This is a genomic window from Duganella sp. AC917, from assembly GCF_979258245.1.
In genome coordinates this window covers 2,700,446-2,713,582 of the sequence record NZ_OZ409848.1, presented here as the reverse complement: position 1 = coordinate 2,713,582, position 13,137 = coordinate 2,700,446, and the positions used below count along the sequence as shown (strand labels likewise).

Annotated in this window: 10 protein-coding genes and 1 pseudogene; 2 read left to right on the top strand and 9 right to left on the bottom strand. The window is 59.2% G+C overall.

The window, feature by feature from the left end:
• Positions 1 to 129 precede the first annotated feature (129 nt).
• The 9 genes and pseudogenes from ACZ0BA_RS11685 to tnpA all read right to left on the bottom strand — a co-directional run bounded on the left by ACZ0BA_RS11685 (position 130) and on the right by tnpA (position 9,509).
• Positions 130 to 834 carry a C1 family peptidase gene (locus ACZ0BA_RS11685; protein ID WP_463451444.1) on the bottom strand — a complete coding sequence of 235 codons (705 nt, stop codon included), beginning with the start codon at positions 832 to 834 and terminating at the stop codon, positions 130 to 132.
• A gap of 104 nt (positions 835 to 938) precedes the next feature.
• Positions 939 to 2,432 carry a hypothetical protein gene (locus ACZ0BA_RS11680; protein WP_463451443.1) on the bottom strand — a complete coding sequence of 498 codons (1,494 nt, stop codon included), beginning with the start codon at positions 2,430 to 2,432 and terminating at the stop codon, positions 939 to 941.
• Positions 2,433 to 2,948: 516 nt separating this feature from the next.
• Complete coding sequence (locus tag ACZ0BA_RS11675; protein WP_463451442.1) at positions 2,949 to 3,464, bottom strand: hypothetical protein; 516 nt, start codon at positions 3,462 to 3,464, stop codon at positions 2,949 to 2,951.
• A 278-nt stretch (positions 3,465 to 3,742) separates the two neighbouring features.
• Positions 3,743 to 4,489, bottom strand: a pseudogene (locus ACZ0BA_RS11670) (IS3 family transposase); the annotation flags it as partial.
• A gap of 430 nt (positions 4,490 to 4,919) precedes the next feature.
• Entirely contained in the window at positions 4,920 to 6,554 is a 1,635-nt protein-coding gene (locus ACZ0BA_RS11665; protein ID WP_463451441.1) for a GGDEF domain-containing protein, read from the bottom strand.
• Positions 6,555 to 6,624: 70 nt separating this feature from the next.
• Entirely contained in the window at positions 6,625 to 6,909 is a 285-nt protein-coding gene (locus ACZ0BA_RS11660; protein ID WP_463451440.1) for a PH domain-containing protein, read from the bottom strand.
• A 277-nt stretch (positions 6,910 to 7,186) separates the two neighbouring features.
• A complete protein-coding gene (tnpC, locus tag ACZ0BA_RS11655) occupies positions 7,187 to 8,749 on the bottom strand; it encodes an IS66 family transposase (RefSeq protein WP_463451439.1) in 1,563 nt (520 codons plus the stop codon).
• Between the two features lie 29 nt (positions 8,750 to 8,778).
• On the bottom strand, positions 8,779 to 9,126 hold the full coding sequence (gene tnpB, locus ACZ0BA_RS11650) for an IS66 family insertion sequence element accessory protein TnpB (RefSeq protein ID WP_463451438.1): 348 nt from the start codon (positions 9,124 to 9,126) through the stop codon (positions 8,779 to 8,781).
• Positions 9,123 to 9,509, bottom strand: a complete 387-nt coding sequence (gene tnpA, locus ACZ0BA_RS11645; RefSeq protein WP_463451437.1) for an IS66-like element accessory protein TnpA — start codon at positions 9,507 to 9,509, stop codon at positions 9,123 to 9,125. The genes tnpB and tnpA overlap by 4 nt, the downstream gene beginning before the upstream one ends.
• A 344-nt stretch (positions 9,510 to 9,853) precedes the next feature.
• On the opposite strand from tnpA, the gene ACZ0BA_RS11640 reads away from it, so the two are divergent.
• Complete coding sequence (locus ACZ0BA_RS11640; RefSeq protein ID WP_463451436.1) at positions 9,854 to 11,044, top strand: S8 family peptidase; 1,191 nt, start codon at positions 9,854 to 9,856, stop codon at positions 11,042 to 11,044.
• An 85-nt stretch (positions 11,045 to 11,129) separates the two neighbouring features.
• Positions 11,130 to 13,136 (top strand): S8 family peptidase, encoded by a 2,007-nt coding sequence (locus ACZ0BA_RS11635; protein ID WP_463451435.1) that lies wholly within the window; start codon positions 11,130 to 11,132, stop codon positions 13,134 to 13,136.
• Position 13,137 lies beyond the last annotated feature (1 nt).

The window sequence follows — 13,137 nt, the reverse complement described above, 5'->3', positions numbered from 1 at the left end:
CGCTCCGCCGTCGCCGGAACACTTCCGTCCTCGGCGCGCGCTGCGCAATCCTACCGCCGATTAGCACTAGCTTTTTCAATTTCCCGCCCTGCGCAAGCCCGACGGTGGCCAGCAAGCCCGCAACTGCCTTCACTGGGGGGGGACGCGGGGGGCATAGACCGGCATGTTCTGTCCTAGCAGATCGCAAGCTCCGTACCGCAGCAGGAACCGTCCTCTGGTGCCCCAGCCCGGGCCGCTACTGTTGATTCCGATCCAGTAGCCTTGGTCATCGTCATAGCCGATGAGGCATATCGCGTGTTGTCCAATCTGTCGAGAGCCGATCGACGGCAGGTAAACCGTGCCGGGGACATAACCATTGAGAAACCCGTCGTGTAAGGCGATGTGGGCAACGACGGGACCGTTGACACTGATCTCGTGCTTAATCGCCTCCAGAGTTTCGAACCTGATTAGCTCGCTTACCCGCAACCGGGGCCAATGCGAAAGAGGGTCACAGTCCCCTTTGCTCGATAGCTGCTCTGCCTGCTCCTGCAGCGCGTCCGACAATGCGTAGGGAAGCCCCGCATCTACGGCTCGTTTACCGAAGTCGTACGAGTTGGTCCCCTGGTTCCCGTCTAGCTTCAGCGAACAGAAATGGAACACGCGCGGTGCGAGCCGCAGGGACTTTCCCGTCTGCAACTGGTGACGGATCGCTGCCGTCAGGCAACCAGCATAACTCACGCAAGCAGTCACCTTGCCCTGAGTGCCGGGCAGCGGAAGCGATGCCTTGTCCTCCCAGTTGAACGACCTCGGGTAGCTTGGCGTCACCGCGAACAGGCTCTTGGCCTGCTTGGACATCCTGGTCATGACGCCTGACAGCCAATTAGATGCGGGGCGACGCGGTTCGGGCTCGACGCCGGTGTAGCCCGTCGCGTGTCCCGCACCGCCACCGGCAGAGGCGCTCACAAGCCGCCCTGCTTGAGCGCTTCGTCCAGCGCGGCCTGCGCCTTCAGTTTGGCTAGCTCAGCCTCAAGCAAGGCCGTGTCTGCCTTGAGTGCGGCAGTAGTCGCATCCTGGTTCGCGCTAGGGTTGGGGGACAAGGCAGCCTTGGCCGTCGCGAGCTTGGCCTTGGCCTCCAGTAGCTCCGTCTGTTCCTTGACCACCTCCAACTCGGACTTCGGCTTGCGTGCCTGGCGCACCTTGCCATACTCGTCGACGAAGGTATTGAGTGTGTCCATGGCCTTCTGCGCACCCGCCTCCGACCGATAGCCCAACTTGGTTGGCTGCCCGGCCTCGTTCATCGTGAGCACGACGGTCTGCGTCATGAATGGGTAGTTACGCAGCGGCAGTGTCATGATCGGCCCGAGCTGGCTGAATAGGCCCGTGTCCTTGAACAGTTCGGCCTCGTCGCCGGCGCATGTGGCTGTGCTGCATGCCTGGAACGTTCCTGGCACGGCCAAGCGGTATTTGAGGCCCGGCGCATCTTCTGAGGGGATGCACGAGAGTGCATCACACAGCACATGCTTGGCCGAAGCGGAATCGGAGGTGAATCGGACCCACACGCCCGTGTCCATGAGCGCACGCACACCCGCGTCGCCGAGGCTGATCCAGTCGCGCACATCGTCGGAGGTCAACGGCTTTATTAGCTCGACGGAGAAGCTAACTCCGTCCTTCGGCCAAGTACGCGTGGTCGTGAGCGTGAAACGCTTCAGATACGCATCCACTTTGGCCTGTTCGGCGTCGACTTGTGCCTTCGCATTGAACACCGCAGTGACTTCATTGGCCATGGCCTGACGTTCGGCTGCGTTGCGGGTCGGCCCCAGCGCACTAGCCACCGCAACTCGCCTCTCTAACACCTCTGTCAGCCGCGTCAGTAACGCCGTCTTGGCCTTAAGCTCCCTCTCGGCTTTTCCCCCGGCGACGAGTGCGTCCCTCACCTCTTGGCTACAGCCCTGCGTGCCATCGCCGCCAGCGCCAGCGCTCAGCATGGCCACCTTAGCAGCGACAGAGACGGAACTCTTGAGAAACTCCGCTGTCTTGTCGTCGACCGTGGCATTGACGGATTTCAATGCGCCGTTGTCGTAATACTCGACGGACACTTCGGTAGTTTTGAAAAAGCTCCGCAGCGCTGCGAAGTCGATTACGTACTCGCGGGCGGGATCGCGCGCCTCTTTGCGAGTGGCTTCTACAATTGTCTGGATCTTCACGTCGGAGACAGGCTCCGCACCGGGCGCCAAAGGCTTGTCCGCGTCCTTAACGCAGGAAACCAGCCTACGCTTGATCTTGAGATCGTATTGGGTGAAGGTGAGGTTATATGGCGCGCCTTGTACAGTCATCTTGCCGCTTTTGACCGGGACCGCGTTGAGGGTCGTGCAGCCTTGCAGGCCGAGCGTCGCAGCGACCACCAACGCACCGGCCAAGCGGCAGCGCTGCAGCGTCTTGCGCCAATGGTTCACTCGACGGGAAGCTGCGCATTGGATGTGTCGGTCAGCGCCTCGCTGCGAAGCGGGGGGGCCGTCGAAACCTTGGCTCGTGGGTTGCACGCGGAAAGCAAATCCGTCCATTTCTGTCCTCCCAAGTCCGGTGCAAGCGGCGCCGGTTACAGAAGACGCTACTCGAATTAATTGCAGAAGCAAACTCCGAAAAGGCGTCGTGATTGTTGTTGATTCATAAACTGTTGTTGTTCAGCGTTGGAATGAGGTTTCGAGGGGCAACGCGGCTCATCTCGACAATTTTTACGAGTTATATTTCCTAAAATCCCTAAAGCTGGGACGGCGCGGCGTGCCCCTGGCTGGAACCAGCTCCCTTGCCGCCTACGAACTGATAGGTCTTGCCTTTTCGGGAGCAAAAAATACCGCGATGTCAGAATGGCCGGGTGATACGCTTCGTCATATGACCGGAACCGGCCAAGAGCAGCCTTTGGCACTGGCACCGACGCTTACAAAAAGAATGCCAACAAAAGGAGGGACGTTTCATCGGTACGACTCTCCGTTCTCAATTTTGTTTAACGATTCCTTGCAATGCTCAGCAAGGTTTAACCCGATTTTCGATATTTTCCTGGAAGGAAATTCCTCAGTCAGTAGAAGAGGCTTCACTTCGTCGTAAAACTCAATTTTTGCATTATGAACATCATCATCCAATACGAATATATGGGCCTTCCCAAAATAAATCTTTGTGTAAACTGCGAATTTTCCAATCGCTTCTTCTCTGGAAGTTGAAGCGCCTACTGCAGAGGCAGCGCTGATCAGCTCGAAATAAAGTGATCTTGCATCGTTGTATCTGCGCAATCGCAGTTCCTCCTCTTTTAGTTGATTTTCACGCCTCGATTGTTCTTGGTATGAATATATCCCGACAATGCCACCGATGATGATACTTGCAGCGGATATACACGTCGCAATAAATGATCCGATCTTCGTTCGCTTCTCCCAAGACGAGGTCCCTGTGGAAGGTGCAAACTTGTTCTTAACTAGTCGCATTTTTCCCTGCATAGTCGTACTCCACAATTCGCCAAGTCGATGGACTTATCCGTATACAATGTCTCAAGCAAAAGGCATGCCATTGTTATTATTCAACGACTTGCGCGCTGACGGCTGACAACATGTAAGAATTTTCGACAGTACGTCTCGTGACAACTCAGCAATCCTGTAGAGAATCTCTTTCATTTCCATGTTTTCTTGCGGGTTAGTGTAAGCGGTTGTACGATGTGGCAACCGGGCACACTCGCTGACCTCGCGAATCAGCAAGACAGCCAGCGCTGCGGCCGCTACCAGTCGATGATCGCCACCAGATACGCGAAGCCCCGCGCCAACCGGATGTAGGTGATATGTGTCGACCACATATGGTTGGGCCGCATCACCGCCACGCCGCGCAACAGGTACGGATAGACCTTGTGCCGTGGATGTGCACGGCTCGTGTTCGGCCCCGGCGCCATGCCCGCCAGGGCCATGGTACGCATCAGCCGCTGCACGCTCTTGCGGTTGACCACGTGGCCAGCCGCGCGCAGGGACACCACCATGCGCCGGCTGCCATAGAAAGGCCGGCTGGTGTATTCCTCGTCGATTAGCGCGCGCAGCGCCAGGTCGCTCTTGTCCTCGCATGCCTGCCGCGATGCCGCGTCGATCCGGCGATACACCATCGCGCGCGGCACGCCTGCCAGCTCGCATTGGCGCCTCACCGGCAACCGATCGTGCCCGGTTCGATCCAGCCCAAGCGCGCCTCCCGGCTCATGGCCCCAGCTTTTTTTTAAGCCAGTCCACTTCCATCTTCAGCCGACCGATCTCGCCGTAGAGCTTGTCCTCGGGGCTGGTTTCATCGATCGGCTTGGGGCCGCGCTTGGTGTCGAACAGGGCGCCGGCGTTCTCGAGGATTTCCTTATCCCCTGGCCCACTAGCACCGGATGCACGCCGAACTCCTGCGCGATCTCCGCCACCGTCTTGACCCCGCGAACGGCCTCCAGACCGACCTTGGCCTTGAACTCGGCCGTGTGTACCCGGCGTTTTTTACCTTCACTCATTTGCTGTCATCCTTTCACGGATCACAGCTTAAACCATCGTCTCAGATTCGGGATCCACTAGAGACTTCGTCTGACGGTTTCTGAAAATGCCTAAGCTTCTGGCGATCTCTCGCAATGGGACCGGGTCACGAATGTGCCAGCTTCGAATAATTCCTAGTAGCTCCACGGCACCACCTCATTTCCCGCTCAATGTGATAAGTAGGATTGTGGCGTATACGTGGGTCAGATTCGCCGTAAGCGTCGGCTCAACGCCGTCTTGAGTGCAGGGGCGTTTTGATCGATGATAGCGTCACCCCGCTAGGAAGCGGCGTATCCTTACAGGGCTGTACTAGCCAGCAGCAATACCTCGGTAGTGCCACCAGCTAGCCGGATTTAGGTGCCTGCGGGCAGGCATACCATCGCGGCACGCGGCTACGAATCAGCGCGAATGCTAACAACATATTGCATCGAGCTTTTCGATATCGTGCTTCTGTGAACAATTAGTAACAACAACGTTATTCCTACCTGCTTTCTTTGCAGAATAGAGTGCGTCGTCGGCAACCTGTAACAGGTCCCCAGCCGTCAGGCAACTTTCGACAGTTAAGGCCACGCCGACACTGGTGGTTATCTGTAGAGTAGTCTCAGCGAACATGAACGGTGCTTGTATTCTTTGTATGATCTTTTCCCCGATTTTGGAGATTTCTTCCTCATTTCCACTCTGCTCGAAAATTATGACAAATTCGTCTCCAGCAAGGCGGGCAACGACATCTGTAGAACGCACAACTTGTTGTAGGCGCCGAGCAAACTCGACAAGTACCTCGTCACCAACTCCGTGGCCATACGTATCGTTTATTGCCTTGAACTTGTCGATATCAAGATAGGCCAGTGCTAACGGTTGCCCGGATCTTCCAGCGCGCTTGACCGCCAGTTCTAAAGCCTCGTCAAACATCCGACGGTTGTTTATTCCCGTGAGTGTGTCCGTTTTGGACAAGGAATCAAGGATCGCCGCCGCTGCTTCTCGTTGTTGGAACAGCGCGAAAAATGCACGGCTGAGCTCACCAAACTCGTCTTTTCTAACCACATCGAATGCGGAAATATTGCCTTCACCTGCCAAAATGGTCGACACCTGGCCTTTTAGTTTATTTAGGGGGCGCGTCAGGCGTCGGATGACGATCCATCCTGTGATCCCAGCAATCAGCGCAACGACCGCCGATGCGATACCGGCAATGCGCCGCATCTTAACAATAGGATCAAACGCCTCGGCGTCCGGAAAAACCGAGCCGACAATCCAATCAGCCTTGTTGAGCCGTTTGTAAGTGATGATCGAAGACACCCCTTCCTTGGTATCTCCGCGCTGCCACCCTTCCGTATTCTGTAAGGCTAGGGCAACTGCGCCACCTGATCCCTTCGCTACATTCGACAAAATTCTTGTACTGTCTGGATGTTGAATAACCAACCCCGAAGTCGTCAACATAAATAAATACCCAGTTTGTCCGGGTTTAAGTACTCTAAGCTGACCAAAAAATCTGGGACGCTGCAGGTCAATAACACCACCAATCACATAGATCAGCTTCCCAACCTCGTCGAAAACCGGCTCCGTCACTAGGACTACCGATTTGCCCGTAAGTGCGCTTTTGAAGGGCTCAGAGACAACACCTTCCTTATCCCGGAGCGTATCTCGGAAGTAAGGGCGTTGCGAGACGTTGAGCTTGCCAATGGTACGTCTGTCATTCAAGTTCGCAATCAGCTCGCCCTGATCATTAAATACTGTTACGTTATAAAATTCATCCCGCAAAGAATCATGCCCTTCGATGAGCGACTGTACCAAGTTTGGCGATTTCAAAACGCTCTTGGTGACATGCTCCGAAATGGCTCTGAGGAGTGATTTTTTAGATCCTAGATCTTCGTCAATGTACGCTGCGGCGCTTGTGAGCAGAGCGTATTGCTGTTTTCCGATATCTTCAGCCAACTGATTTTCGGCGGTATATACAGAGGCTACAGCCACTAGTCCGGAAGCCGCTAAAACCAGTGAGATCATCACCAATGTCATACTAAACTTAAAACTATGAATAAATGCGAACTTCATAAAGAGCCTTCGCGTCCAGTTGTCAGTGTATGAAGCGCGGCCGACAGAGTGCATCGAGCCGCTTAGGTGCTCATACGTTGAGGATCCGATAAGAGATAGCGTTAAGCCATGCGTCGGCCTCCGGCTTGCTTAGGCTGGACACAATATGATTGGGTTTGTAAGGGTCTCGACTAGAGAGCCAGAGGTCAAATTTCTCTGGCTGGGTGAAGCTTTGCGTAACAATCACGTCCTCACCATTGGTAAAACGGACTTTTACCGCGTCGATATCGACTCGAAAAGGTTCAAAATGCGCGTGTTTTTGAAGCGACGGCGCAGCGTCTAGCAAGGACAACAAGACGGATTGGGGCGGATTCATGCAAACCTCTCAAAAAACAAGGCAGGCAGATTTGGAGCCTTAAATGACCGTAATTTGCGAGGGCAAGGCAACTTAGGTCCTTAACCATAACAGGTTGCCTGGTAGATTGCACGAGTCTTAATACAGTGCGGCAATTGGAGTTGTTTTTCGGCACTTATCCAAAGATCCCTAGTTGCTGATGGGTGAAACGCCTATGCATGTGGTGGCCCAGCGCCGTCTGGAGTGCGGGAGGAATTCGATCAATGATGCGGTCACACCGCTGGCAAGCGGTGTGATCTCAAAAGGCTGCTGGCAGCTTGCAGTTCCAAGGCAAGAAATCGTCAACCCGATTGACGGAATGATCGGCGAGATGCCTCAGCACGTGACGCAACCACGCTTCGGGGTCGACACCGTTCAGTTTGGCTGTGCCGATCAGCGAGTAGATCGCCGCTGCGCGTTCCCCGCCGCTGTCGGCACCTGCAAATAGATAGTTGCGTCGGCCGATGGCTACGCCACGCAAAGCGCGTTCGGCCGCCGAGTTATCAATCTCGATGGTCCCGTCTTCGCAATAGCGCAGCAGCGCCGGCCAGAGTTTGAGTGCGTACAGGATTGCCGCCGCCGTGTCTGACTTGCGCGACAACGTATCGAGCGTGGTACGCAGCCAGCGTTCCAGGTCATTGAGCAGCGGACGAGAGCGGACTTGCCGAACTTCTCTTCGTTCGTCGGGCGGCTTGCCCCGGATCTCGGCCTCGATCACATAGAGCTCGGCAATCCGGCGCAGCGCCTCGGTGGTCAGTGGCGTCTGTCGCGCCGCGTGCAGGTCGTGGAATTTGCGTCGCGCGTGCGCCCAGCAGGCCGCTTCGCGAACCGTGTCGTCCTCGAACAAGGCGTTGAAGCCGGCGTAGGCATCGGCTTGCAGCACGCCCTTGAACTTGGCCAGGTGGGTCTGCGGATGGATGCCCTTGCGGTCGGGCGTATAGGCAAACCAAACCGCTGGCGGCGTGATGTCGCCCGCTGGCCGGTCATCGCGCACGTAGGTCCATAAACGCGCCGTTTTAGTTTTGCCGTTACCGGGCGCCAGCACCGGGATCGGCGTGTCGTCGGCATGCAGCTTCGATGCCGCCAGCACATGGCGTTGGACTGCGTCGACCAACGGGCGTAGCAACGCGCTGGCCGCGCCGACCCAACTCGCCAGCAACGCACGATCCAAGTCAACGCCTTCGCGGGCGTAAATGACGGACTGGCGGTACAGCGGCAGATGATCCGCGAACTTGGCCACCAGGATGTGCGCCAACAGGCCGGGACCGGCGATACCGCGCTCGATTGGCCGGCTCGGTGCCGGCGCCTGAACGATGGCGTCGCAGCAGGTGCACGCCAGTTTGGGGCGCACATGGCGGATCACGCGGAAGCTCGCCGGCACGAACTCCAGTTGCTCGGCCACGTCCTCGCCCAGCGGCCGCAAGCCGCCACCGCAGGCCGGGCAAGCATCGGCCGTCGGCGCATAGACCTTCTCGTCTCGTGGCAAATGATCGGGCAACGGACGGCGCACCGACTTCTTGCGCGGTGCCTGGTCGGCCACCGGCATCTCGCGTGCAGACTCGGCCTCGTCGGCTTGCAAGTCTTCCAGTTGTAGCTCCAGCTGCTCAATGTGATGATCCAGTTTTTCCGACTTGCGGCCGAACTGCATGCGCCGCAATTTCGCGATTTGCAGCTTGAGGTGTTCGATCTCGACGGCGCGCGTGTTCAGTTGTTCAGCTATGCCGGCCAGTTGCTCATCGCGTTCTTGCAGCAGGCGCTCGCTGGCCAACAGCAATGCCTTCAAGGCATCGATATCGTTGGGGAGGTCGGCTGGGCTGAGCATGCGTCAAGTTTACGCGAGGCTTATGACGTTTACAAGGCCGACGTTGGTTTCCAGGTCCGTTCCGGCCGCCGCCAATCTATCCCTTCGAGCAGCATCGACAGCTGCGCTTGCGTCAACGCCACCGAACCGTTGGTCGCCTGCGGCCAGATGAAGCGGCCCCGCTCAAGCCGCTTGGCAAGCAGGCACAGGCCATCGCCGCTCCACCACAGTAGTTTGATGAGGTCTCCGCGCCGGCCTCGGAATACAAACACATGGCCGCTGAACGGGTCTTCCTCCAGCGCCGTCTGCACTTTGGCCGCCAGGCCGTTGAAGCCGGAGCGCATGTCGGTGGTGCCGGCGGCGAGCCAGACCTTGGTGCCGGCAGGCAGGCCGATCATGGCAGTACCCGGTCCAACACCTGCGCCAATATGGCTGCATTGGGCTGCCCTTCGATCCGAACGCGGACCTCGCCCAGCTCAAGCACGATAATGCCGTCGGCATCGGAGCTGGTATTGCTCGGTGCAGGCGCCGTTGGCGCCAGCACTACAGGCAACAGGCCATCATCGCGCAGCGACGTAGGAACGCCGAGGCGTCCTTGTTGATAAAGACGGCGCCAGCTGAACACCTGGTTGGCGTTCACGCCGTGCTCACGCGCGATGCGCGCGACCGAGGCGCCAGGCTCCAGAGACAACGCCACCAGGGCGCGCTTGAACTCCAACGGATGCTGACGATATTGGCCGCGTGCATTCGTGGAAATGATCGGTTGAAAATTTGTGTCCATAATCGAAAATCGTGGGCACAAATGCTGTGCCAAAATTCGATCATGGATGACGCTGATCGGACAGTCCAGACGGCGCTGGCTAGACGCTTACGATTCGCCTGCAAATTATGAAGTGAAGTGTGTCAGTTTTCAGAGCAATTCAACTATTAGGTGCCTGCAGCGCAAAGAAGTGTCGACTTTCTTTACAATCGGGCCGCTCAAACCGCGCTAAATGCCGATAAGTGACTGATTCTATTGCGCGATACAAAATGGCATGGAAAATGCATTGAGATCTTGGTCAGCGGGATGCCAAGTCCAACGTTTATTGTCGCTCCCGAGGCTGGCAACCTACCCAGGGAGAAATCATGTCTGCTTTGTACATCATATTGAAAAAGCAACCTTCGATGACCCGCGACGTGTTCAGCGAAATCATCCATGTTGCCGGCATCGGCGTGGTGGCCCCGCTGGCGTCCACTGGCGTCAGCGTGACTGTCAACGATGCACCCCGTAGCGCGCTACGCCAGATCGCCGCTGCGCCCGACACGCTAGCTGTCGCGCCCGTCATGCCTATGCAGTTGGTTAAACCCGTATTGCGGAATGTCGCGTCGGCAGCGGCGCAGGCGTGGGGCATCGGCGCCGTGGGCGCGGACACCACGCCCTACGACGGCACGGGTATCGTCGTCGCCGTCATCGATACAGGTATCGATGCCAACCATCCCGCTTTCGAGGGCGTCACGCTGGTCCAGCGCGATTTCACCGGCGAAGGCGATGGCGACCAGAACGGCCACGGCACCCATTGCGCGGGCACGATCTTCGGGCGGCCCGTTGATGGCACCCGCATCGGCGTTGCGCCCGGCGTGACGCGCGCGCTGATCGGCAAGGTGCTCGACAAAAACGGCAGCGGCACCAGCGATAATATCGCCAAGGCCATTTTGTGGGCGGTGGCGGAGGGCGCGCATGTCATCTCGGTGTCGATCGGGATGGATTTCGGAGGCTATGTGGAGGCGCTGCATGCGCAGGGCTTACCCATCACCATGGCCACCTCGCGTGCCCTAGAGGGATACCGCGCCAACACCCGCCTGTTCGACAGCTTGTCGGCGCTGGTCCGCAGCGGCGGCCTTGGCGCGCAGCCCACCATCATCGTCGCCGCCGCCGGCAATGAGAGCGAACGGGAGCTGGGGCCGGAGTTCGAGGTGGCCGTCGCGCCACCAGCCGTGGCCGAAGGCGTGGTGTCGGTCGGTGCATTCGGCCTCAAGGGTGGGCAGTACGGCATCGCCAACTTTTCCAACACGGGCCCGAACCTTTCTGCCCCAGGCGTGGACGTCATTTCGGCGGCGGCGGGCGGTGGCTTGGCTACCATGAGCGGAACCAGCATGGCGACCCCGTACGTGGCGGGCGTGGCGGCGACATGGGCGCAGAAATTGTTGGAATCAGGCGGACTGAGCGTCTTCCAACTGACGGCCAAACTGGCAGGGACGGCGAGCGACGTCAACATCCTAGTTGGGGCCGATCCCGTGGATTACGGAGCGGGAATGGCCCAGTGTCCCCCTACTTGAGCCGCGCGGCGGCCCACCGCTGCTGCGCGATGTAGCACGCCGGCGCGGCGCGTGGCCTTTATCAGATGGTCATTACAGGAATGTTATGGCAACTAAAAACGAACGGCGGCAGCAGCTGACCATTGGCTCCGTGGGCGACAGCCTCGTGCGATCGGTGATTGCGCGTCCGCTGGAGGAGTTGATCGAGCGCGAACGGGCCATCATCGACCCGTTCAGGGAAGTGCTGCTGGGCCCGGACCGTCCGTATGCCGGAGCGGTCTTTGTCGACCCCGAGTTCCCGGACGGCATTGAGGCTGCTCGCGCGGCGGTGCTGAAGGCGATCCGCGCGTACTCTCGGCGCAAGCTGGCGAAGAATGGCGGGCCGTCCGCTTCGCCCGAGCTCGATAACAACCTGGCGCCGAATGTGCTGGCGGGCGACCTCGACGCTGCCGACGTCGATCACCTGTGGTCCGTCAACGAAAAGCTGGGACGGCCCATCCTGCACATCTGGCCGGCGCGCTGGGACGTCATCATCGACATCAACCTGAAGTTCCGCGAGCTGCGCAATTACCGTGGCCAGGCGCCCAACGCCACGCCTGCCGGAGCCCGGCGCGATACGCTGTTCAACGTCGATCCGCGCCTGGCGGCCAAGCGCGCCGTGGTCCGCTACATCAACGAGTCCAAGCGGCGTTGCGGCGTGCGAGACGCGGCCCAACGGGTCGATGCATCCAAAACCGAACTGGCGGGCCAGTACGTCTTCGCCCGGCTCGAAGGGCGCGTGCTGGTGCAACTGGCGCAGATCGACAAGGCCAACGGCGAGAGGCAGGCACGCAACGCCGCTCAGGAGCTGCAGCCGTACCCTGCGTCAACTGCGGCCGCGCAGCCGCCGCAGCGCCACCTAGCCGACGAGGTGGGCGCGGGCGACCCGACGCTGTTCCGTGCGGTGCACCAGATCTGGCCCGATTTCGACGTGCAGCACTGCGTGCACCGCTCGGTGCGAACGGTGAAGGCGGATGCGGCGCAAAATTCTTTCAGCGCCTATGGCGAAGGCATCACCTGGGCGGTGGTCGATTCGGGCATCGACAGCCGTCATCCGCACTTTGCGCTCCACGCCAATATCGACGCCGCTTCGCCGTTCCACCGCGACTTCACCAATGCCGAGCGGGCCAGCCCGCTGACCGACGAAAAGGGCCACGGTACTCATGTCGCTGGCATCATCGCCGGCCAGCAGACCTATTCCATCGCGCCGCCTGCGCTGACGCAGAGCCCCTACGAAGCGCAGTGGCGCCTGCAGGGCGCGGAGTATGAGCGGGACATGGTCGGCAGCGGCGCCGGCACCGTGGTGGCCGTCAAGGCGTTGGCGACCATCGCCGGGATCGCGCCCAAGTGCAAGCTGGTGAGCCTAAAGGTGCTCGACCAGTTCGGCAATGGCAAGGCCAGCAATGTCATCGCCGCCATCGCCCATATCCAACTTATCAACGGCCACGGCCGCGACTTGAAGATCCACGGCGTCAATCTCAGCTTGGGGCACAGCTTCGACGCTAAGTGGTTCGCCTGCGGCCACAGCCCCCTGTGCGTCGAAGTCAACCGTCTCGTCAAGTCCGGCGTGGTGGTGGTGGTCGCGGCCGGCAATACGGGGTACGGGGTGCTGAAATCGGTGGAGGGCGACCGCAACAGCGGGCTCGATCTGAGCATCAACGATCCCGGCAACGCCGAGCTGGCTATCACGGTGGGCGCCACCCACCGCGACTCGCCGCACCGCTATGGCGTGTCCTACTTTTCGTCGAAGGGGCCGACCGGCGACGGCCGGCTCAAGCCGGACCTGATCGCGCCGGGCGAGCGGATCATCTCGTCGGCGGCGGAAGGCAGCGCGATGGCGGCAGAATTCGGCAAGAGTCCGGCGTTCGCGTACTGCGAATCGAGCGGCACCAGCATGGCCGCCCCGCACGTCAGCGGCGCGGTGGCGGCCTTTCTCTCCATTCGCAACGAGTTCATCGGCGAGGCGGAGAAGGTCAAGACAATTTTCCTCGCGTCGGCGACGGACCTGGGCCGCGAGCGCTATTTTCAGGGCGCGGGCCTGGTTGATTTGCTACGCGCCATCCAGTCGGTTTGAA